This window comes from Geodermatophilus obscurus, from assembly GCF_900143215.1.
Lineage (GTDB): Bacteria > Actinomycetota > Actinomycetes > Mycobacteriales > Geodermatophilaceae > Geodermatophilus > Geodermatophilus obscurus_A.
The window spans coordinates 1-22545 of sequence record NZ_FRDM01000053.1 but is presented as its reverse complement, the minus strand read 5'-3'; the positions used below and the strand labels follow the sequence as shown (position 1 = coordinate 22545).

Below are 22545 nucleotides of genomic sequence, written 5' to 3'. Positions count from 1 at the left end.
ATGATCGGCGCCTACCGCGAGCCCGACCGGGCCAAGGGCCGGCAGCTGATGAGCAACCTCATCGACGCGCTCGGCCGCGGCGTCCCGGCCGCGCTGACCGAGCTCATCACGCTCGGACGGACGCTGAAGAAGCGGGCCGAAGACGTCCTGGCGTACTTCGACCGACCCGGTACCAGCAACGGACCAACCGAGGCCCTCAACGGACGACTCGAGCACCTCCGAGGCTCCGCCCTCGGCTTCCGCAACCTCACCAACTACATCGCCAGGAGCCTGCTCGAGACCGGCGGGTTCAGGCCGCAACTACACCCTCGATCGTGAAGAGCCGGATTCGGCTTGTCTCCGTGGCCCATGCTCATACGGGCCTCAGCCGCCGGCGTCCGGCGCATAGTCGGTACGGGCAGGTCATCCGGCACGTGCATTTCCTCCGTGGAGGCTGCGGACTGGCCCGGACCGTACGCCGGTCATCCGTCATCCGAACCGGGACGGCTATCGGACTGGTCACCGGTTCTGATCCAGCCATTCGACGAGCACCTTCGACACGTGCTCGGGCTGGTCGGTCATCAGCACGTGGTTCGCGTTCGGGATCATCACGAGCTCGGCGCCGGGGATCCGGCCGGCGATGATGCGGCCGTTCTCCGGCGGGACGAGCGCATCCAGCTCCCCGTGTACGACCAGCGTCGCCGCGGTGATGCCCTCCATGCGGCCGTAGCCGTCCCAGCGCGACGACCCGACCACCTGCGCCAGGTAACCCTCGTTCGAGGCGGCGAGCGGCAACCGCACCGCCCAGTCCTCCTCGATGCGCTCGCGAGGTGTCTCGGGCGCGTAGTTGTAGGGGATGGAGGCCTCGGCCGCCTCCTGGGGCGTCATCTGGCCGCGCTGCATCAGCATCGCCACCGCCTCGGGGTTCGCGACGGCGTGCGCGATGCCCGGGTGTGTGGCGATCAGGCACAGCGAGCGGACCCGCTCCGGAGCGGTGAGCGCGATCTCCTGCGCGATCAGGCCGCCCATCGAGATGCCGACGACGTGGGCGGTGTCCACATCCGCGGCATCCAACACGGCCAGGGAATCCGCCGCCATGGTCTCGACCGTGTACGGCGCCCCCGCAACGTCACCGGTGCGGCCGGCACCCCGGTTGTCGATTCGGATGACCCGGTAGCTCTCGGCCAGCGCGGGCACCAGCCGGAACCACATCGCGGCCGGGTAGGCGAGCCCCATGAGCAGCAGGACGGCGGGAGCGTCCTCCGACCCGTCGGACTCCCACGAGATGCGGGCCGTGTCAGGACGCTCGATGACCGGCACGGGTCGCTCCCTTCGTCGTGAGGTCTCGCGGCCCGGATCGGAGCTGTAGCTCCTCACGTGCACCGCACCTCGAAAGGTCAGGTCCGGGCCCGAGAACGGCGCCTACGCTCGGGAGACCGGGATTGGGTCCATTCTGTAGCAAGACCTATCCCGACTCCACGTCGACGCCGCCGGCCAAGGGTCCGCGCCCTGGGCCCGGTCACCGGCCGGTCCAAGACCGCACCCCGCGCTCTCACCGTCCCCCAGCTGAGGCAATTGCGCGCCGCCCTGTCCTACGACGAGAAGGCCATCGCCCGGGACCTGCCTGATCTGGTCGCCTTCTTGATGTCCACCGGGCTACGAATCGGCGAGGCCTGCGGCCTGACCTGGAATGCCGTCGACCTCGCGGCCGGCACCCTCGAGGTCCGAGCCGCCGCCGTCCGCGTCCGCGGCCAGGGCCTGGTGGTCGAGTCGACCAAGACCGACGTTGGCACCCGAACTCGGGTGTTGCCGCACAGGTGCGTCGCGATGCTGCGCGACCGAGCCGACCGCCTGAACGCGACCGATGCCGACCGCGGCGGCCGGCCCCTTCTCCCCGCCCCGCTGGGCGGCTGGCGCGACCCCTCCAACACCCAGGCCGACCTCCGGGCAGCCTTCGCCGCCGCCGGCTCGGACTGGGTCACCACCCACACCTTCCGCAAGACCGTCGCCACCCTCATGGACCACGCCGGCCTGTCCTCCAGAGCAGCGGCCGACCAACTCGGCCACACCAACACGTCCATGACCACCGACGTCTACCTCGGCCGCAGAGTCGCAGCGACCGGCGCCGCCGCGGTCCTCGAGGTGCTCGACACGTAGATACCGCTGGTGTCCCTGAGGGCGGCTCTAGAGCCACGGCGCGGTCCCGGCTTAGGCGCCGGCGGTGGCGTCTTCGTGGGCCAGCGAGCGGGACAGCTCGCGGTGGGCGTCGGCCTGGGCGAGCAGCTGCTGGGCCTTCTGCTCGAACGCTCCGACGGCGTCGGCGCCGGCCGCCCAGCGCAGCGGCGGCTCGGCGGAGTCGGCGAGCTCGACCAGCGCGCCGGCGAGCTTGGCCGGGTCGCCGCCCTGCTGGCCGTTCATGCCGTTCCAAGCGGTGACGGTCTGGCGGGTGCGCTCGGCGTAGTCGGCGATCACCGGCTCGGCGTAGCGGGTGGAGTCCTGGGTGAGCAGCTCGGTGCGGAAGAAGCCGGGCTCGACGAGCATGGTGCGGATGCCGAACGGGGCGACCTCGGGGGTCAGCGACTCGCTCCACCCCTCGAGGGCGAACTTGCTGGCGGCGTAGGCGGTGCAGAACTCCTGCCCGACGATGCCGGCGGTGGAGCTGATGGTCACCACGAGACCGGAGTGCTGGGCACGCATGACCGGCAGCACGGCGCGGGTGACGTCCAGTGGGCCGAACAGGTTGGTCTCGACCTGTGCCCGGTAGTCCTCCGGGGTGATCTCCTCGAAGAAGCCGGCGTAGAAGTTGCCGGCGTTGTTGACCAGCACGTCGATCCGGGCGAAGCGCTCCACGGCGGCGTCGACCGCCGCCTGCACGCTGGCCGGGTCGGTCACGTCGAGCGCCGCGGTCAACAGGTCGTCGTGTGCGCCGACCGCGGTGGCCACCCGCTCGGGGTTGCGGCCGGTGGCGACGACGGCGTGGCCGGCGGCCAGGGCGGCGCGGGCGATGTCGGTGCCCATGCCGCGCCCGGCTCCGGTGACGAGCCAGACCTTCTTGTCGATCATGTCGTCGTCCTTCGGTGTCGGGGAGGTGAGGCGGCGCCCGCGGGGTGCGGGCGGCTGTGCGACCTCGCTGGAACCGAGGGAACGCCGGTCGTCGGCCGTGTGGCAGAGCCTGGCGTGAGGGGGTACTGGGAGGGACCCCCTCACCGCTGCAAGCGGACCTAGCCTCGTCGTCGTGGACACCCGCAAGGCCCTGCGCGAGTTCCTGGCCACCCGACGGGCCAGGATCACCCCGCAGCAGGCCGGCCTGCCGACCTACGGTGGGCACCGGCGCGTGAAGGGCCTGCGCCGGGAGGAGCTGGCGCTGCTGGCCGGCGTCAGCGTGGAGTACTACACCCGGCTGGAGCGCGGCAACGCGCACGGCGTCTCCGACAGCGTGCTCGAGGCCCTCGTCCGGGCGCTGCAGCTGGACGAGGCCGAGCGCGCGCACCTGTACGACCTGGCCCGCACCTCCGACGCCACGGCACGTATCCGTCGCCGGCCGCCGCAGCAGCGCGTCCGCCCCGGCGTCCAGCGGCTGCTCGACGCGATGACCGGCGTCCCGGCGTTCGTGCAGAACGGGCGGCTCGACGTCTTGGCGGCCAACTCCCTCGCCCGCGCGCTGTACGCCGACCTGTTCGACGACGCCGGACCCGGCCGGGGTACCGGAGGGGCACCCAACCACGCCCGGTTCACCTTCCTCGATTCGCGGGCCGCCGACTTCTACCCCGACTGGAACCGTGCCGCCGCCGACGGGGTGGCGCTGCTGCGGGCCGAGGTCGGCCGCAGCCCCGACGACCGGGAACTGACCGAGCTCATCGGCGAGCTGACCACCCGCAGCGAGCGGTTCAGCGCGCTGTGGGCCACGCACAACGTCCGCTGGCACACCACCGGCACCAAGCACTTCCACCATCCCGTCGCCGGTGACCTGTCCCTGGCCTACGAGGGGCTGGAGCTGACCGCCGACCCCGGCCAGACCCTGATCACCTTCACCGCCGAAGCCGGCTCGCCGTCCCAGCAGGCGCTGACCTTCCTCGCCAGCTGGGCCACCGCCTCGCCCGAGCAGGCGACCGCCCACGACCGGACCAGCGAGAAGCCCACGACCTGATGTCCTGCCTCGCATACCCACCAGCGGCTGTCCCTTGGTGGGCGGCGCGCTCAGACGGTCGTCGCAACACCCTTCGAGCGCGAGGTGTTGTGGTGGTTTCGGAGTGGCGGCGGGTTCGCCGTGAGGGCGGCTCTGGAAGCACCCGCGATCGCGTGGACAGTGTTGGACGCCCCCCAGCGCCGTTGGCGGCGGTGAGCCATGCCGACGAGGGCGGCGCTCGCGTTGCGGCCACGAACGCCGCCAGTCCGACGATGATCTGCCTGTAGTCCTCCGCTGCGTAGGTCCGGGAAAGGGCCACGAGGAACGCCCACAGGGCGATGGAGGCGGCACTCGCCGCACGAGGTGCGGTCGATCAGGCCGTGGTGATCAGCACAACCGCCGCCAAGGGGGACAGCGGCAGGGCCGGTCGGCCGAGGACTCCCGCGCCGGTGTAGCCGGTGCTGCACGAGCTGCTGCTCGCCGAGCTGCGCGCCCACCGTGGCTGGACCTGGATCGCTGCACGGTGGACGGCTCGCAGGTGCGAGCCGTTGTCCCGGGTTGCCGTCGGTGAAACCTGCAGCTGCTGATGCGAGCAACCGTCGCAACATCGAATCCTTGTTGCCGGGCCGCGAACCAGTCACCGTCCGACGTCGGTATCAGACCGTGCGTCCGCTGCTCCGTCATGTGTCACGGGACTCCGGCATCTCTCAGGCGCGCCTCCACAGGTGGTCGGCCGGTCTCCACTCGCTCACCGCCGAACCCGACAGGGGACAGTCATGCGACAGCTGCCGGAGACCACGAACCTCCTGGACCGAGCCATCACCGGCTCATCGCCCGCCCAGGGCGAGCAGGTCACAGGCGAGCCGGCTCCAGCCGACGGGGAGGAGCAGCTGGCATCGGTGCCCTACGACGTCGTCGCCCTGTCGATGACGATCTACTTCAACCGCGAGGGCGACCACGACCACGACGGCATGCTCTTCGCGCTGGAGGACAACGCGCCGATCCTCGAGTACATCCAGGCACTGGGCCGACAGGGGACACGCCGACAGCCCGGCTCGCCGCCTCTGCCCACCCAGCAGGAGGTGCAGGCGCTGCTCGCCGCGGCGCAGGCGCGAGCTGAGCAGATCGGCGTGGAGCTGCCGCTGACCCCGGAGCAGGCGCGGCGGCCGCATCCGCTGGTCCGCCCGCTGGTGCTGCGTGCCCGCTGCGGCGAGACGGTGCTGGTGCGGCTCCGCAACGACATCGACGGCCGCGACGTCGGCGTCCACCTGGTCAGCGACGGCTACGACGTCCAGACGGACGACGGATCACACGTCGGTACGAACCCCTCGAGCCTGGTGCCCCATGGCGACACGAGGACGTACGTCTGGTCGTGCGACCACGAGGGGGTCTTCCCCTTCCACGACGGCGGCAACTTCGACGGCGGCGAGGACGGCACCAACGTCCACGGGCTGTTCGGTGCCCTCATCGTGGAGCCTCCCGGCACGACGTGGCGGGACCCGGTCACCGGGTGCTCCTCGCACGGCCCGGACGGCACGGGGCCGTTCCAGCAGCTGGACGGTCTGCACCTCGACGTCCTGCCCCCGGGCACCGCGCCCACCGTGGTGCCCGACTCGACGACGACGCTGGCCGACCACTGCTGGCCTACGCCGGAGGAGTACGTGGACTACGGGTGCACCGCGCACCGCGAGTTCGTCATCTTCTTCCACGACGAGTCGGAGTTCGTGCCGCCGCACGGGGAGCCCGAGCCGAACCCCTGCGCCGGCCACGACCACGGCAACGGCACCGCTGCTGCAGGGGGCAACGGCCACGGCGGAGCCGGAGGCGGACACGGCTCGGAGGACCTGCCGATCATGGCCGTCTCCTACCGGGCCGAGCCGATGGTGAACCGGGAGCGGACGCTGTGGCGGCTGCTGCGGACCGGGCACGTGCTCGAGCAACCGGTGCTCAACGAGGAGCAGCACCACAGCTCGTGGATGTTCGGCGACCCGTCGGACCACCTGGTGCTCCGGGCCTACACGGGGGATCCCGTGCGCATCCGGTTCGTCCACGCCGCGGTGAAGGAGACCCACGTCTTCCACCTGCACCTGTACGAGTGGCACGCCGTCGCCGGGGACCAGAGCTCCCCCCGGATCGACGCCATCTCCATCAGCCCGCAGACCGGGCACACCATCGAACCGCTGTGGGGGGCGGGCAACCGCCACCAGGTCGCCGGCGACGTGATCTGGCACTGCCACCTCTACCCCCACTTCCACGAGGGGATGTGGGGCATCTTCCGCACGTTCGAAACCCGCCAGGACGGCGCAGACGACGGCCCCTCCCTGGACAGTGACAACCCGGTCTACGCCGGACGCCGGATCGGCCGGTACCCCGACGGCACCCGGATCGAGAAGCTGCTCCCGCTGCCCGACAACGCACCACCTCTGCCGACCGCCGACCGGCCCGGCTTCCCGCTGTACATCCCGGGCACGGTGCGGCAGAAGTCCCCGCGTCCCCCGTGGCCCGACCTCGACGTCATCCGGCAGCAGCTGCAGGAGGCCGGGGATCCGGTGCCCGCCGAGATCGCGTCCCTGCCGGCCGAGGCGATGCCGGTGGACTTCGACTACCGACCTCACCCCACCGACCTGGAGTGCAAGGCGTTCAACGAGCTGCCGGTGCCGGGAGAGATGTTCACCCGCAACCGCCTGGCCAAGCAGCAGACGGTCTTCGACCCGGTCCTCCTCGCGCGGAACAGCTCACGCGAGGTCCACCACGACCTCGTCGTCTCCTCGCGCCGGATCGACTACAACGACCACGGCTGGCACGACGAGCACGGTCACCTGTACCACCTGGAGGCCGACGGCGACCCGGCCGAGCAACCGGGACCGGACGAGCCGCTGTTCTTCCGCGCCCAGCACGGCCAGATCCTCAACCTGACCCTGCGTAACGCGCTGCCGGCGACGATCGAGGAGACCGAGTTCGACCACGCCTTCCCGCCCTGCCCGCGGCTGCCGTGGGAGGGCGAGTGCGCTCCGCACGTGCACATGGTCAAGTTCGACCCGATCTGCGCCGACGGGGCCAGCGTCGGGTGGAACTACATGAGCGGGGCGCGGCTGGGCCGGAAGATGGTCTACCGGTGGTGGGCCGACCAGGAGTTCGGGACGATCTTCTTCCACGACCACCTCTTCGCGAACTACCGGCAGAAGCACGGTCTGTTCGGAGCGCTCGTCGTCGAGCCCGCGGGGTCGACGTTCCTCTCCCCCACCGTGCCGGAACGGGAGATCGTCAGCGGCCTGGAGGCGGTGATCAAGCGCCACCCCGACGACCGGGGGCCGGACGGCGCGGACACCACCACGGCGCACGAAGCACCGGTCCGGTGGTTCCGGGAATTCTGCATCGGCATCGCCGACTTCATCCCGATGTGGGACGGTCGCGGCCGCCCGCTCAACCCGCCACCGCAGCCCGGCGGTCACGGCGACCAGGGCGTCATGGCGATCAACTACCGCAACGAGCCGCTGCGGGAACGGCACGGCGACCCGGCGCACTGGTTCAGCTCACGCGCGCACGGCGACCCGGCGACCACCGTCTTCCAGACCTACGAGCGGGACCCGATCTGGTTCCGGGTGGTGCAGGGCTCGCACGAGGAATCGCACAGCTTCCAGGTCCACGGCCTGCGGTGGCAGCGGTTCCGCGACCAGCTGGACTCCGACATCCGCAACCAGCAGACGACCGGCATCGCCGAGGCGTTCACGCTCGTCAACCGCGCACCGGTCGGACCGGGTGATCACCTCTACAAGCTCTCCGGAGCCGACGACCTGTGGCTGGGGTGCTGGGGCCTGATCCGCGCGCACGAACTCCCGGAACACGCCGAGGACCGCGAGCTGCTGACGTTCGGCCCCGACCCGGAGGCGGCGGTCCTGGCGGACCCGAACACCGCCCCCACCCGGACCTTCCACGTCACGGCCCTGCCCCGTCGACTGCACTACCGGGACGACGACCTCGTCGACCCCTTCGGGCTGGTCTACCGGCTCGACTCGGTGCAGCGACCGGAGGATCCGGCGCCCACACCGGTGACCGCTTCCCTGGACGAGCCACTCGTGCTGTGGTGCCAGGAGGGCGAGCAGGTCCGGGTCGTGCTCACCAACGGACTGCCGGAGGACCTCGAGCCGGAACCGTTCGCGCCCGAGGTCCCGGTCGATCGGGAGCGCCCGGTCTCCGGGCACGTCTCGATGCACGCCGACCTCGTCGCCTATGACGTCACGAGCTCGGACGGCGCCAACGTCGGGCTCAACCCGTCGCAGACCGTCCCCCCGAACCCCGCGACCATCACCCGCACCTACACCTGGGACACGACCCGGCCGGGGACCGGGCCGGAGGAGCCCCTCGGCCCGGTGCTGCTGCAGGACATGGCCGACGTCCGCAACCACCGTCACCACGGGCTCATCGGAGCCCTGGTGGTCCTCCCTTGTGACGCAACCCCCCTCGAGGTGCAGCCTGGGGAGAGCACGTCCTCCAGCGAGGAGGAGGTGTGGCACGGGACGCGGGTGACGGTCGACCGCAACGGTTCCGGCCGCACCGAGGAGATGGTCGCGCTCCTCCAGGACGGGCTGCGGCTGTTCCTCAACGGCAACGAGCGGTTCCCGCTGCCCGACCCGCCCGAGGAGGAGGCCGGAGAGGCCGAGCACGAGGACCAGGGACAGAAGGGCATCAACTACCGCAGCGAGCCGCGCGGGCAGTTCGACCCCCGCGACAGCGAGTACCTGCTCGACGAGCCCGAGCCCGCGACACCCGTGTGGTGCGTGCCGAGAGGGAGCACGGTGCGGTTCCACCTCGTCGGCGCCCTGGACAAGCCGCGCGCCTACAGCTTCACCGTCCACGGGGTCTCCTGGGCCGAGCAGCGCTACCAGTCCAAGGCTGGTCCCTTCGTCTCCTCGGAGTCCGCGGTCACCTCCGGCACGGCCCGGACGCTGGAGTTCAGCCCGGAGCACACCGGTGACCACGCCTACCGCACCGGCGTCCTCAAGTGGGCGGTCGGTCAGGGCATGTGGGGCATCCTGCGGGTGACCGACAGCGACGAGTGCGAACCGGACTCCACCGGTCCCGACGGGACTGCGGGTCCCGGCGGAGTTCACCCCGGCGCGCCGTCATCGACGTAGTCCGGAAGGTCATCGAACCGGGCGGCGAGCACCGGCTCCGACGGCGTGCCGTCGGAGCCGGTGCTCGGCGCCTGCCCCGTCCCGGAGTGCATCGCGATCCCGTCCGGGTCATCCGCCCGACCGAGCCGGCGGCCTCGACCAGCATCGCGGTCAGCAACTCGTTGCCCGGCCGGCGCCCACCGGAGTTCGCTGCCGGCCGACGCCTCCGCCGCGGGCGCCCGCCCCAGGCGGGCAGGTGCACCGCCGAGGGGCCATGACCGCAGGCCGCCCGAGACCGGCACGGAGCAGCTGTCAGAGACCCCGGAACTCCTCGCGACCTGAGCAAACCGGCTGGTTGCACTGCCGGGCGACCGCGATCACACCGCGCCGGAACTCCATCGGGAACGACCGGGGCAAGATGCTGACCTTCCAGCAAGGCCGAAGTCTCGCAGGCAAGGAGTCAACCCGACCCTGCGCAGTCCCGAGCGAGACGGCAGGTCTGACGGATGCCCCCTGTGCACCGCCTGCCTACCGCCGCCGTCCCACGAGCCACATCCCCAGTCCGAGCGCCAGGGCCAGGACCACGATGAGAGCCACTATCACGACATCCAGTTGTGCCATCTGCGGGTTCCGGCCTCTCAGTGTCGGAGGAAGCGATATGTCAACCGCTCATGGCGGTCCAGTACGAGCGTCACGGTGTTCGCCTGTGCGCTCACAACTGGGCGCTCACGGCGCGGCACGTTAGGAATTGCCCGACCGATCCGGCACGGGGAGTGGTGACGCTTTACCAACTTCTTGCCGTGCTATGTCCACTACCTGACCTAGGACTCGTGTTGCAGGAGCCGCGGCCTGAGGCACAGGGAGCCGCCGGGCGGCCTCACGCTGCCCGACGTCTACGCGATCGCCTGGTGGCGGCCCGCCCGGGACGCCGCCGTCGCGTGGACATTCCTCCAAGCGGGACGTCGGCGGAGGCTCACTGCCGGTACGGCGGCCCGAGCGGGCGGTCGGGATCTCGGCCGGGGGGACATCAGCCCGTCCGGCGGATCAGCTCGGCGCTGGCGGTGGTGCCGCGGACATCGTCCTGGACGTCCGCCCTGCTCAGCGCACGGGCGCGGATGTCCTCGTGCCCGAGCACGCGGCATCGAGCGCGAGGCGGCCGGCGGGCCAGCTCGACGGCAGCTGCAGCGCCGGGCCGGCGCTCGAGCTCACCTGTTCCGCCGGATCCGCCGCTTGATCAGCGGGATCACCGCGGCCAGGGTGATCATCGTCAGGCTCACCACCGACGCGTACCTGTCGATCAGCAGCACGAGGTCCACCGCCCGCTGCCCGAGCCCGTAGCCGAGCCCCGCGACCAGGCCGGTCATCAGCAGGGCACCCGCGAGGTCGAGGCGGAGGAAGGTGGCCAGGCGCATCCTGGCCCAGCCGGCCATCGCATAGACCACCGCGGTGGGCACGCCGGGCAGGACGGCGAGGACGACCGCGGCCCTGAGGACCCAGGGGTTGAGCTCCGTGGCCCGGGCGGCGAAGCGCTGGGCGCGCTCGCTCGTGGTCAGCATGCTGATGATGCCCCCACCCCACCGCCGTCCGATCCACCAGGTGAGCCAGTCGAACTTCACCATGCCGACCGCCCCGGCGACGACCACCAGCCAGAGCGGGGCCTCACCGATCCGGGCGAATGCTGCGGCGGCGCCGATCACCGTCAGGTCGCCGGTGAGGACCGCCAGCGCCACCGGGTGCGAGGCGAGCAGGAACGGCTTGAGCGGCCGCAACACCAGGCCGAGCGCCACCACTGCCAGGATCGCGCCCATCAGCGCCACGTCGACGCGGGTGGCGGGGCCCTGCCAGGGGATGAACCGACGCCACCGTGCGGTCGTTCCCGGCTGATCGCGGATCGGGTCGGGGTCGAGGGTCCTGGTCGGTGCGGCGCTCGTGCTTCGGTGGGCAGGGACCGACTGGCCGGCGCACTGCGTGCTGCAGTGGCGTACCCAGGCCGCGAGCTCGGCCGTGGACGTCCGCGCCGGGTCGTAGGTGACCACCGCGGTCCGGGCGACCGGGTCGGCCTGCACGGCCAGCACGCCCGGCCGCTCCCCGAGGATCTCCTCGGTGACCGCCTTCTCCGTGGCCCAGTGCGCTCCGGCGACCTCGAGCACCGCCGTCGTCTGCCGAGTCGGCATGACCCAGGCCCCCTCCCACTCCGGTCCTGCGCTCCCCGCCAACCACATACCCCGCTGGGGTATTCCTCGGGTGAGACCGTGGATGTGGGTGCGGGTTGTCTCGGTTCGCTGCGCTCAGGCCGGTCGCGTCACTCGGGTGGCACGGCGGACGGCGGCCGGGGTGAGCGCCACGGCGGCGATGGTCAGCGGCCAGCCCAGCAGCGCCGAGCCGCGGGTGTGCTGCCACGACAACCCCAGGAAGTACAGCCCGGGCACCTCGGTGACGCCGCGGTCGTGCACGACCCGACCGGCGCGGAGCACGCCGGGGACGTCGATCCAGGAGTGGTCGGACCGGTAGCCGGTTGCCCAGACGACGACGTCGACCTCCCGGCTGCTGCCGTCGGCGAACCGCACGGTGCGGCCGGCGGCGTCGACCAGCCGCGGCCGGAATCGGACGCCGGCGCGCTGCAGGCCGCGCCGGTCGGTGCCGATGACGAACTCACCACGGGCCTGGATCCGGCGGCCGAGCCGGGATTCGGCGGTGACGCGCATCAGGCCCAGCCGGGTCAGCCACCAGAACAGGTCCCGGCCGAGCAGCCGCTGCGGCAGCGCCGGGTACGCCGAGCCGATCGACAGCTCCACCGGCCGGGTCCGGGCCAGCTCGGCGGCGATCTGGAAGCCGGAGTTGCCGCCGCCGACGACCAGCACCGGCCCCTCGGGCAGCGCCTCGGGGCTGCGGTACGCGGAGCTGTGCACCTGGGTCACCGACCCGTCCAGCCCGGCGGCCAGCGGCGGGACGAACGGGATCTGGAACGGGCCGGTGGCCACGATGACCTGCCGGGCGGTGTACGTGCGGTCGGCCGTGCTGAGCCGGAACCCGGCGTCGGTGCGCTGCAGCCCGCTGACCCGCGCGTTCAGCTCCACCGGCAGGTGGAAGGCGGCGGCGTAGTCGCGCAGGTAGTCGGCGGCCGCCTCCTTGCCCGGATACGTGCCGGCCGGCGCCGGGAAGGGCAGGCCGGGCAGCGCGTCGTGCTCGGCCGGGGTGAACAGCCGCAGCGACTCCCAGCGCGTTCGCCACGCGTGCCCGAGCTCCCCCGCGGCCTCCAGGACCAGGGCGCGGAGCCCCTGCCGGCGCAGGTGCCAGGCGGCTGCCGGCCGGCCTGCCCGCCGCCGACCACCACCACGTCGAAGGGCTCGACGTCCGTGGCCTGCTGCGCCGAGGTGCTCATGGCGTCGCTCCGCGGGCGACGGTGAAGCTGAACATCATCCCCGCATGCATGTGCTCGGCGATGTGGCAGTGCGCCATCCACACGCCGGGGTTGGTGACGTCGAACAGGATGTCGACGGTCTCCCCGCGCCGGATGAGGACGGTGTCCTTCCAGACCAGGTTCGGCTCGGGCACCCCGTCGCGGGCCAGCACGAGGAAGCGGCCGGCGCCGTGCAAGTGGAACGGGTGGTGCATCGGGTGGTCGGAGTCCATCTCGTTGACCAGCCGGATCTTCACCCGCTCCCCGGCGGTGAACCGCCAGTCGACCGGGGGCTCGTCGCGACCGGCGGTGCGGTCGAGCAGCTTCCACCGCATGGTCGCCGGGGTGGTCTGCCGGTTGATCTCCACCATGTCGTCCTCCCACTCGATGCCATCGGCGGTGCCGGCGTCATGCGGAGCGGTGTGTCCGTGGTGGCCGACGTGACCGGACTGCGCATCCGCCGGTGAGGTCCCGTGTCCCGGGGAGTGGGGAATGGGACGACCGAGCGCGCGCCCGACCACGTGTCCCACCATCTGACCGATCCCGCGGACCGATTGGGTCCCGGTACGGCCGCCGGCGGAGGCGGACATCAGCTTCATCCCGCACTTCGGACACCGGCCGGGCTGGTCGCTGACCACCTCCGGGTGCATCGGGCAGGCGTACACCGTGGGCTCGGTCGCCTGCGTCGCGGCCGGGTCGTCCATCTCGGCGACCGCCGCCAGGACCTTGTCCGGGGGCGCGGCCAGCCACGCCTCCAGCTGCCGCCGCTCGGCGGTCAGCTCCGGGGCAGAGCGCAGCACCTCGAAGGACTCCCGCAGCGACGGCTCGGCGACCCCGTCGGTCACCGTGACCGACGCCAGCGGGTAGATCCGGTCGGGCGTGCGGTGCTCCAGGCCCAGCTCGCCCGGCCGGTCGAACAGCACGTCCACCACCGCCCGCTCCGAGGGCGCCAGGACGACGTCGTCGACGAACTCCTCGTGCTCCACCCGGCCGCTGTCCCCGCCGACCAGCTTCATCCGCGCCCCCGGGAGCCGGACGTCGAAGACCCGGCTGTTGGCGGTGTTGGTCAGCCACAGCCGCACGACCTCCCCGGTCCGCGCGGTCAGCGCCAGGTCGGTCTCGCCGGCGACCAGCAGCACGTTGCCGTACCGGCCCATCGCCGCGAACGTGGTCTCGGTGCGGCTGAACGGGGCGATCTCGTCACCCTCGACGAGCACGTCGTCGAGGGTGAGCACGACGTCGCGGTGGGCCGGCGGCCAGTAGTCCGGCTCGGCCGGTTCGACCAGGATGTTGCCGTAGAGGCCCATCTCCTGCGTGTAGTCCTCCCGGATGTGCGGGTGGTACCAGTACAGGCCGGGGTCGGGGAACTGGATGCGGTAGGTGAAGCTCTCCCCGACGGGGATCGGTGCTTGCGTCTCGTGCGGCACCCCGTCGTACCGGTTCTCCAGGCGCAGCCCGTGCCAGTGCACCGTGGTGTCGATGTCGGCCTCGTTGGTGACCTGGACCACGATCTCCGAGCCCTGCCGCACCTTCAGCGTGGGACCGGGAACCGAGCCGTTGTAGGCGAGCATCCGCACCGTCGCCCCGGCTATCCGCTTGGCGACCGGGCCGAGCCGGAGATGCAGCGTCTCGTCCTCGGCCAGTTCGAGCACCTGCGTGCGGGTGGCCTGCGGCAGGCCGGTGGTGTCGGTAGCGAAGGTGTCCACGGGATCTCCTCCTGTGCGTGCTCCGGGAAGCGGGGAGCCGTCGACACACCGGTCGACGGCGTAGCCGGCGGCGCCGACGGCGGCGGCCACTGCGGCGGGATCGGCCGGACCGGTCACCTGCACGGTGCGGGCGGCGAGGTCGGCCTCGAGGGTCTGCACGCCGGGGACGTCGCTGATCCGAGCGCTGATCGCCCGGACGTCCTGCCGCGAGCTCATCGCCGAGACGTGGATCGAGATCATGGCGTCTCCTGTGCAGCTGGGTCGGTCCAGACCCTGCCGTGGGGCGCTGTCCAGACGCTGTCCGACCGCCGATCGCGATTCGTCGACCGGCCGCCGGCTCGTTGTCTGCGCCTCCGCGGCGGTCGAGAATCGGCGCCCGGGCAGACCGACGCGTTCCGGGAGGGGCGTCGCATGGAGATCCGCGTCCTCGGCCCGGTCGAGGTGGTCGTCGAAGGGCAGGTCCGAGCCCTGCCCGGGAGCGGGGAGCGGGAGCTGCTGGCACTGCTGGCGCTGTCCGCCCGGCGGGTGGTCGCCGTCCCGACCCTGGTCGACGCCCTGTGGGGGGAGAACCTGCCGGCCAATCCGGGCAACGCGCTGCAGCTGCGGGTGTCCAAGCTGCGGCGCGCGCTGGCCACCGCCGGCGTCCCGAGCGCCCTGGTGGTGACCCGTCCTCCCGGGTACCTGCTCGACGTCGACCGGAACCGGGTCGACGCGCTGCGCTTCACCGACCAGGTCGCGGCGGCCCGAGCCGCTGCCGACGCGGACCCGCGCGCCGCCGCCCGGCTCTACCGCGAGGCGCTGTCCTGGTGGCGCGGCGCCGCGCTGGCCGAGTTCGCCGACGTCCGCTGGGCCGGGGCGGAGGCGGCCCGGCTGACCGAGCTGCAGCTCGCGGCGCGCGAGGAGCTCATCGACCTCGAGCTCGCCGCAGGCAGGCACACCGACGTGCTCGGCGAGCTGGAGGCGCTCACCGCGGCGCATCCGCTGCGGGAGCGGCTGCACGCCCGGCTGATGCTCGCGCTCTACCGCGCCGGCCGGCAGGCCGACGCACTGGCCGCCTACCGACGGGCTCGCACCGTCCTCGACGCCGAGCTCGGCCTCGAGCCCGGCGCGGAGCTGCGGGAGCTGCAGGAGGCGATCCTGCAGCAGCGTCCCGACCTGCGGGCTCCCCCGCGGGCACCCGCCAGCTCCGTCCCCGAGGTGACCGCTCCGACTCCGCGGACGCTCCGGTTGCCGGCACGGCTGACGTCGTTCCTGGGCCGCGAGGCCGACGTGGACCGGGTGGGCGGGCTGCTGCGGGCAGCGCGACTGGTCACCGTCACCGGTCCCGGCGGGGTCGGCAAGACCAGCCTCGCGCTGGAGGCCGCCCGCGCCGCCGCGGCGAGGTTCGGCGACGGCGTCGGGTTCACCCGGCTGGCCGGCGTCACCGACCCCGCGCAGGTGCCCTCGGCCGCACTGGCCGCGCTGGGGATCCGGGACGTGGCGACGGCGACCGCCGAGGACCAGTTGCTCGGCCACCTGCGGAGCCGCAGCGTGCTGCTGGTGCTGGACAACTGCGAGCACCTCGCCGACGCCTGCGCACTGCTCGCCGAGACCCTGCTGGAGTCCTGCCCCGGCGTGCGGCTGCTGGCCACCAGCCGCGAGCCGCTGGCCGCCCGCGGCGAGGTCCAGTACGCCATCGACCCGCTGCCCGTGCCGCCGGAGGCCGCCGACGCGGCCGCGCTGACCGGCAGCGCCGCCGCCGAGCTCTTCTTCGACCGGGCCCGCGCCGCCCGGCCCGACTTCACCGTGCGCGACCAGGCGGACGCCGCGGCCGTCGCCGACATCTGCCGGCACCTGGACGGCATGCCGTTGGCCCTGGAGCTGGCCGCCGCCCGGGTGGCGGCGCTGCCGGTCAGGGAGCTCGCCCGGCGGATGGGCGACCGCTTCGCGCTGCTCACCACCGGCCCCCGCACCGCGGACGCCCGGCAGCGCACGCTGCGGGCCACCGTCGACTGGAGCTACCGGCTGCTCAGCGATCCGGAGCGGGTGCTGCTGCGGCGGCTGTCGGTGTTCCGCGGCAGCTGGACCCTGCAGGCGATGCAGGCCGTCGCCGCGCAGGCGCCGCTGGACCCGCCGGGGGCCGTGGACCTGCTCGGCCGGCTGGTCGACCGGTCCCTGGTCGTGGTGGACCGCGTCCCCCGCGACCGGGACGCCGGGCCGCGCTACCACCTGCTGGAGACCATCCGGCAGTACGCCGCCGAGCGGCTGGCCGAGGCCGGCGAGACCGACGCGGTCGCCCGGGCGCACGCCGGCCACCTCACTGCCCTGGCCGAGCAGGCGGAGGTGGAGCTGCGCGGCGACGGGCAGGCCCGGTGGCTGCCGCGGCTGGCCGCCGAGCGCGACGACATCGACGCCGCGCTGGCCTGGTGCACCGGCCACGCGGACACCGAGCCGGACGCCGGTCTGCGGCTGGTCGCGCCGTTGGGCTGGTACTGGTACTTCGCGACCCATCCCGACGGCGGACGGCGGGTCGCCGCCATGCTCGCCGCCGCGCCCGGTAGCTCGACGGAGGTTCGGGCGCGGGCGCTGCAGGCGCTGGCCGTCGCCGCCCGCCCCGGCGCGTGCATCGTGCACCCCGACGCCGCGTGCGCCGCTGCGGCCGGGCAGAGCCGGGCGCTGTTCGCCGAGCTCGGCGACGCGTTCCGCGCCGCGCTGTCGGACACCCTGCTCGCCGTCGAGGCCATCGGCAGCGACGACCCGGCCGAGGCCTTCACCGTCCTGGGCGCGGCCGAGCGCGAGTTCACCCGGGACGGCGACGCCTGGTGTGCGGCGCTGGCCGACTTCGTCCGGCTGGAGCTGCACGCGGGTACCGGCGACCTGGACGCGGCGACCGCGGTCGGTCACCGGGCACTGCTCACCTTCCGGGCGCTGGGCGACCAGTGGGGTGTGTCGGCCATCCAGTTCCACCTGGGGATGGCGCTGCACCACGCAGGCCGACTCGGGGAAGCCCTGGAGATGTACGAGGGGGCACTCGCCAGCGTCCGCGACGTCGGCCCGGCCAACACCGTCCAGTACGCCCTCGCCGGCGCCGGGCACGTCACCCTGCTGCTCGGCGACGCCGACCGGGCCGGGCAGTTGTTCGCCGAGTCCCACGCGGTCGCCCGCCAGCTCGGCGCCGACGGCAACCCGCGGGCCGCAGTCGGCGAGGGCTTGCTGGCGCGCGACCGCGGCGACGCTGCGGCCGCCCGGGAGCGCCTCACCTTCGCTCAGCAACTGTTCTCCGGGTTGACCGAGAAGCCGGAGTGGACCGCCGCCGTCTTGGTCGGCCTCGGCCACATCGCCGAGGCCGACGGCGACCTGGGCAGCGCCGAGTTCTTCCACCGCCGGGCATGGCAGACCGCGCCCGGACACGCGGCCGCACTGGAGGGGCTGGCCTGCGTGGCCGCTGCGCGGGACGACGCCGGGACAGCGGCGCGGCTGCTCGGCGCGGCCGCGGCCTGGCGACAGCGTCGGCACCGGCCCGCCGACCGGATCGAGCGGGCCGACGCCGACCGGGCCGAACAGCGCGCCCGCACGGCCCTGGGCGACAGCGAGTTCGGCGCGGCGTACCGGGCCGGCAAGGCTGAGCCCGACGCTGTGCTCGACATCGCCGACCCCGTACCCGCGCGGCGATGACCAGGTCCCGGCGATGACCACCACCGGAACGCTGCCCGCGGACACCCTCGCGAGCCGGACCACCGGATCCGGTCTTCGTCAGCTCCACCCCGGAACAGCAGACAGCGGTAGCCGTGGACGTCCTGCGGCTAGCGGCCACCGAGGGTGGCAGTCTCGCCGACACCTACCTGCTGCGGCAGGTGGTCGCAGCCCGTCAGTCCGGCGGAAGGTTCTTGCCGGTGCGCACTGCCTGGACGGTGTCGTCGATGGCCTGCACGGAGACGGCGGCCCCGTCTTCCTCGTCCAGCAGGCCGGCGTGCGGGGCGTCCGTCTGGCGGTGGCTGCTGTTCGTGGACAGCGCGGCCATCCGGTTCTGCGCGTCCGCCCAGACCTGATCGGCGTGGGGTCCGGCGGCGGTGAGGACCACCAGCGGTGTGCTGCCGAGGGTGGACAGCCCCTGCGCTTGGCTGAGCAGCGCCGGCATGGTGGCGGTGTCGTCCACGGTGTTGCGCCAGCCTCGGGGGCTGGCGGCGAACGCCTCGTACTGGCTCGCCGCCGGCTCGGGCAGGGCCGACCAGAAGGACGTCGGGAGCAGGCGCCCGACGCCGAGGCGGGTGAGGCTGGGCAGCAGGGCGACCGGGCCGGGCGAGCCGGCGTGGGCCACGTCGCCGGCGGTTGCCCGGTAGGGGTTGGTGGCGTCGAGCAGGACCATGCCGGCGACCTGCTCGGGGTAGCGGTCGGCGTAGACCATCGCGTGGTCGCCGCCGATGGAGTGCCCGACCAGCACGTACGGGCCCTGCTCCCCGGCGCGGTCCAGCAGGGTGTGCAGATCGGTGGCGGCGGCCACCCCGTCCTGCGCCTCGGGGGCGTCCTCGCTCCAGCCCTGCCCGGCGCGGTCGTAGGCGCAGACCCGGGTGGTATCGGCCACGGCCGGCGCGATCCGGGCCCAGCTCGCCGAGAAGCCACCCTGCCCGCTCATCAGCACCACGGTTGGCCCGCCGGAGCCGGTGCAGTTCAGGTGCAGCCGATGGCCGCCGACGTCGTAGAGCTGACCGGGCATCGCGTAGCTGCGCTGATCGGAGGCCAGACCGACAGTTTCGATGGCCCCGCCGACAGCTGCGGTGGCCATCACCGCCACGACGGGGTACAACAGCCAGCGGCCGCTGCCGGCGGCCAGGGAGCGGCGCACCCGGATCCCCATCCACACGGCGAGCGCCAACAGCAGCGGCGGCCACACCCAACCGGCGGCGGTCAGCGCCGGGTCGTCCGGAGTCGTCGCCAGCAGCCCCACACCGGTGGCTCCGAGCGCGGCGGCCGGAACCCAGGCCCACCGCTGGGGCTGGGACGTCATCCGGGTCGACAGCAGCGCCAGCACCGCCCAGCCGGCCGCGAAGCCGAGCAGGGCCGACCCGGTGATGAGGGCTTCGGGTGCGCCGGCGAACAGGAGCAGGGGAAGAACGGCGGCGAGCACCGCGCCGGTGAGCAGTGACCCGGCGATGATCCGGCGGATGGGGCCGCGGTGGGTGCCGCGGTGGGTGCCGCGGCCCGCGGCGGACACGGCCACCGCGGCGGTCGAATTGGTGGTGGTCATCGCGCGCCCTCTCGACGGGGTGAGGTGACGCTGGGGATGAAGAACCACACCAGGAACGCGGTGAGCGGCCGGCGGCGGACGAACCGGGCCACGGCGCTGCCGCCGGGCCGAGCCGGTGTCAGGTTCAGGTGGGACCGGTCGTACGTGGTGCTGCACATGACGGCTCCTGTACGGCGAGGGACCCGGCTCGGACGCTGTCGGAACCGGTGGTGCGGCGCCGGTAACGCTGCTGGAGCCCGCTGTCGTGGCGCTGTCGGAGCGCTGACCACGGCAGACAGCCTCGACTTCCGGGAGGTCCCGGGCACTGCCGGAGATGCTCGGGGTGGCGCTGGCCGCCTAGGAGCCGCCTGCGCCGCCCTGGGATGAGGGGCGGTCGGGACGCAGATGGTCCGCGGGCGCCGCCGGGGTCGGGCCGGCGGACCAACGGCGTCGCTGACCGAGCTCACCTGCAGCTCCTGCCGCTGGGCGAATCGCTCCCCAGCGGCTGCCGAGGATGTGCTGCACCGGGGTCAGCGTCGCGGCGTCGGATGCCCAAGCGATCAGGGTCAGCATGCCGTCGCCGACCAGGACGCTGCCGGTGCAACCGGCGATCGTCACGGGGACTCCTTGTCGCTGGCCGGACAGGGCAGTAGCTCGACGCTAGAACGCCGGCTCCCCAGCGACGATGCTGCCGTAGCGGTCGATGTCCGGCCGCCTCTGCCAACGCCCGGGCATCCCGCCCTGACGGCACGCTCTCCCGACGTGGATCGCACGGCCGCAGAAAGCGGCCCCGTGGCGCTCCATCTGCTTCGGCGGCAGGCCGACCACCGCGCACCCCGCATGAAGCGGCGTCCACGAGTGCCCTGCCACCCCGGCCGTGGCACCCGTCTAACGGATGCTGGCACCTCGAAATGGCTTAGCAGGGGCCGACCCGACCTCCCGGCAGCTCTCCGGCAACCCATCGCGGCGGCACGCTCCGACCGCTCCCGAACGAGCAACCCGACGGGCGCTGCGACAAGGCCTTACAAGCTGGCCAAGCGGGTTCGATTCCCGTCACCCGCTCCACGTATGACCGCAGCTCAGGTCGCCTGTCAGGTCTCCTGGAGAAGGCCTGGAGGAGCCTCCGGAAGGCCCGCTTGAACCCTTTCAGAACCCCTGTTTTCCTACGGGACGGCAGTCACTCCCCTGACCGGCTCTCCGGCAGCAGCTCGTAAAGCTGGCCGGGCCCGTGTCCGCAGCCCATCCGAGGTCTCACGCAGCGCCGACGCTCGTCCCCAGAGTCACGGGTTTCTTGCGACTCGGGCGGATGTTGGTACCGGGCCGGAGCGACCTATGAGCCGCTGACCTGCGGTGTTGCTCCCCCGATTGGACTCGAACCAATAACCCTGCGATTGCCTCGTCTCATCCGACCGGTGCATACCGCACCGCCCTCCACATCGCTCCTGAGCAGCGCATTCGCGGCGCAGTCCGTGCCCCTGCGGACCCTTGCACTCCTCTGTTGACCGTCATTCTGTGCGGGTAAAGTATGGGTAAGGTGCGGCCCCATGGGGCGACCACCGCTGGAGCTGGGCACCTACGGCACCATCCGCTTCTACACGACCGACACCGGCTACCGGGCCTGCACCAAGGCCCGCGGCTACGACGGCCGCACCCGGGCGGTGGAACGGCGCGGCAAGACCAAGGCCGCCGCCGAGCGGGCGCTCAAGGCCGCACTGCGGGACCGCGCCGGTGACCAGGCCCACGGGGAGATCACCGCCGGCTCCCCGGTCGCGACCCTGGCCGAGGCCTGGTATGCCGCACTGGCCGACCTCTCCCCGGTCACCCTGCAGGCCTACCGCGACCGCCTGGACCGCCAGATCCTGCCCCGCCTCGGCCAGCTGCGGATCCGCGAGCTCAGCGTCGGCACCCTCGACCGGCACCTGCGCGGCATCGCCGACACCCACGGCGTGGCCACCGCGCGGATGTGCCGCTCGGTGCTCTCCGGCATGTGCACCCTGGCCGCCCGCCACGACGCGCTCGCCCAGAACCCGGTGCGCGCCCTGGGCCCGGTGACCGGCCGGGCCAAGACCGCGCCGCGCGCGCTGACCGTGCCGCAGCTCCGGCAGCTGCGGGCCGCACTGTCCTACGACGGGAAGGCCATCGCCCGGGACCTGCCCGACCTGGTCGCCTTCCTGATGGCCACCGGCCTGCGCATCGGCGAGGCCTGCGGCCTGCCCTGGAACGCCGTCGACCTCCAGGCTGGCACCGTGGAGGTGAGGGCGGCCGCCGTGCGGGTCCGCGGACAGGGCCTGGTGGTCAAGGCGACCAAGACCGACGCCGGCACCCGCACCCTGGTGCTGCCCCGCTGGTGCGTCACGATGCTGCGCGCGCGGGCGACCGGCCTGAACCCGGACGCAGGTCACGGTCACCATCCGGTCTTTCCCGCCCCCAGGGGTGGCTGGCGCGATCCGTCCAACACCCAGGCCGACCTGCGGGATGCCTTCACCGCCGCCGGCTTCGACTGGGTCACCTCCCATGTCTTCCGCAAGACCGTGGCCACCCTCATGGACCAGGCCGGGCTGTCCTCCCGAGCGGCCGCCGACCAGCTCGGCCACGCCAACACCTCCATGACCACCGACGTGTACTTCGGCCGCAAGGTCGTCACCACCGGCGCCGCCGGCGTCCTCGAGGCCCTCGACACGTAGGTCCTTGGTATTCCCAAAGGCGGCCCAGAGACAGTCCGACGCCCTCTCCGGTGCGGCTACGGCGTCGCGGCACGGTTCGGCGGGCGGCGCGGACGCGCTCGCGGGCCAGCCGCGGCCACGGGCCCCGCGTCGGCCGGTCGGCCCGGACACGGGCCTGGTGGCGGCGCCAGGTGCGCTCGGGCACGCCGATCAGAGCGCAGAACCTCGTGGTCGGCATGCCCGCCTCAAGGGGGATCACCTAGGGCCTGTCCTGGCGATCTTTCATCGGTGTGGTTCAGGCTCGAGTGATGGTCGGCCGACACGAACTCACCGACGCATCCTGGGCCCGCATCC

Annotated in this window: 14 protein-coding genes; 6 read left to right on the top strand and 8 right to left on the bottom strand. The window is 72.8% G+C overall.

Going from position 1 to position 22545, the window contains the following annotated elements:
* Positions 1–318, top strand: a 318-nt coding sequence (locus BUB17_RS23310) for a transposase (protein ID WP_141243174.1), incomplete at its 5' end; no start/stop codon positions are given.
* A 180-nt stretch (positions 319–498) separates the two neighbouring features.
* On the opposite strand, the gene BUB17_RS23305 is transcribed toward BUB17_RS23310, so the two are convergent.
* Complete coding sequence (locus BUB17_RS23305) at positions 499–1299, bottom strand: alpha/beta fold hydrolase (RefSeq protein ID WP_072921041.1); 801 nt, start codon at positions 1297–1299, stop codon at positions 499–501.
* A gap of 57 nt (positions 1300–1356) precedes the next feature.
* On the opposite strand from BUB17_RS23305, the gene BUB17_RS23300 reads away from it, so the two are divergent.
* Complete coding sequence (locus BUB17_RS23300) at positions 1357–2136, top strand: site-specific integrase (protein ID WP_280173909.1); 780 nt, start codon at positions 1357–1359, stop codon at positions 2134–2136.
* A gap of 51 nt (positions 2137–2187) precedes the next feature.
* On the opposite strand, the gene BUB17_RS23295 is transcribed toward BUB17_RS23300, so the two are convergent.
* Positions 2188–3042 carry an SDR family oxidoreductase gene (locus tag BUB17_RS23295; RefSeq protein ID WP_072921040.1) on the bottom strand — a complete coding sequence of 285 codons (855 nt, stop codon included), beginning with the start codon at positions 3040–3042 and terminating at the stop codon, positions 2188–2190.
* Between the two features lie 172 nt (positions 3043–3214).
* On the opposite strand from BUB17_RS23295, the gene BUB17_RS23290 reads away from it, so the two are divergent.
* Both BUB17_RS23290 and BUB17_RS28355 read left to right on the top strand, forming a co-directional pair.
* Positions 3215–4126 carry a helix-turn-helix transcriptional regulator gene (locus BUB17_RS23290; RefSeq protein WP_072921039.1) on the top strand — a complete coding sequence of 304 codons (912 nt, stop codon included), beginning with the start codon at positions 3215–3217 and terminating at the stop codon, positions 4124–4126.
* A gap of 755 nt (positions 4127–4881) precedes the next feature.
* Positions 4882–9240: a multicopper oxidase domain-containing protein gene (locus BUB17_RS28355; RefSeq protein ID WP_072921038.1), complete on the top strand. Its 4359-nt coding sequence runs from the start codon at positions 4882–4884 to the stop codon at positions 9238–9240.
* 1184 nt (positions 9241–10424) lie between these two features.
* Here BUB17_RS28355 and BUB17_RS23280 read toward each other — a convergent pair.
* From BUB17_RS23280 to BUB17_RS23270, 3 genes are all read right to left on the bottom strand, one after another.
* Complete coding sequence (locus tag BUB17_RS23280) at positions 10425–11393, bottom strand: VTT domain-containing protein (RefSeq protein ID WP_072921037.1); 969 nt, start codon at positions 11391–11393, stop codon at positions 10425–10427.
* Positions 11394–11507: 114 nt separating this feature from the next.
* On the bottom strand, positions 11508–12479 hold the full coding sequence (locus BUB17_RS23275) for a flavin-containing monooxygenase (RefSeq protein WP_244277445.1): 972 nt from the start codon (positions 12477–12479) through the stop codon (positions 11508–11510).
* Between the two features lie 118 nt (positions 12480–12597).
* Entirely contained in the window at positions 12598–14565 is a 1968-nt protein-coding gene (locus BUB17_RS23270; protein ID WP_072921035.1) for a multicopper oxidase domain-containing protein, read from the bottom strand.
* Between the two features lie 171 nt (positions 14566–14736).
* On the opposite strand from BUB17_RS23270, the gene BUB17_RS23265 reads away from it, so the two are divergent.
* Positions 14737–17979 carry an AfsR/SARP family transcriptional regulator gene (locus BUB17_RS23265; protein WP_072921034.1) on the top strand — a complete coding sequence of 1081 codons (3243 nt, stop codon included), beginning with the start codon at positions 14737–14739 and terminating at the stop codon, positions 17977–17979.
* A gap of 193 nt (positions 17980–18172) precedes the next feature.
* On the opposite strand, the gene BUB17_RS23260 is transcribed toward BUB17_RS23265, so the two are convergent.
* The 3 genes from BUB17_RS23260 to BUB17_RS26375 form a co-directional block, all read right to left on the bottom strand.
* On the bottom strand, positions 18173–19549 hold the full coding sequence (locus BUB17_RS23260; protein ID WP_072921033.1) for an alpha/beta fold hydrolase: 1377 nt from the start codon (positions 19547–19549) through the stop codon (positions 18173–18175).
* The gene (locus BUB17_RS27170; RefSeq protein ID WP_175561468.1) at positions 19546–19707 is read right to left on the bottom strand and encodes a hypothetical protein; all 162 of its coding nucleotides are present in this window, start codon (positions 19705–19707) and stop codon (positions 19546–19548) included. The genes BUB17_RS23260 and BUB17_RS27170 overlap by 4 nt, the downstream gene beginning before the upstream one ends.
* Before the next feature lie 178 nt (positions 19708–19885).
* Complete coding sequence (locus BUB17_RS26375; RefSeq protein ID WP_141243172.1) at positions 19886–20146, bottom strand: hypothetical protein; 261 nt, start codon at positions 20144–20146, stop codon at positions 19886–19888.
* Positions 20147–21072: 926 nt separating this feature from the next.
* Between BUB17_RS26375 and BUB17_RS23255 the strand changes: the two genes are divergently transcribed.
* Positions 21073–22212: a site-specific integrase gene (locus tag BUB17_RS23255; RefSeq protein ID WP_072921032.1), complete on the top strand. Its 1140-nt coding sequence runs from the start codon at positions 21073–21075 to the stop codon at positions 22210–22212.
* Positions 22213–22545: the final 333 nt, after the last annotated feature.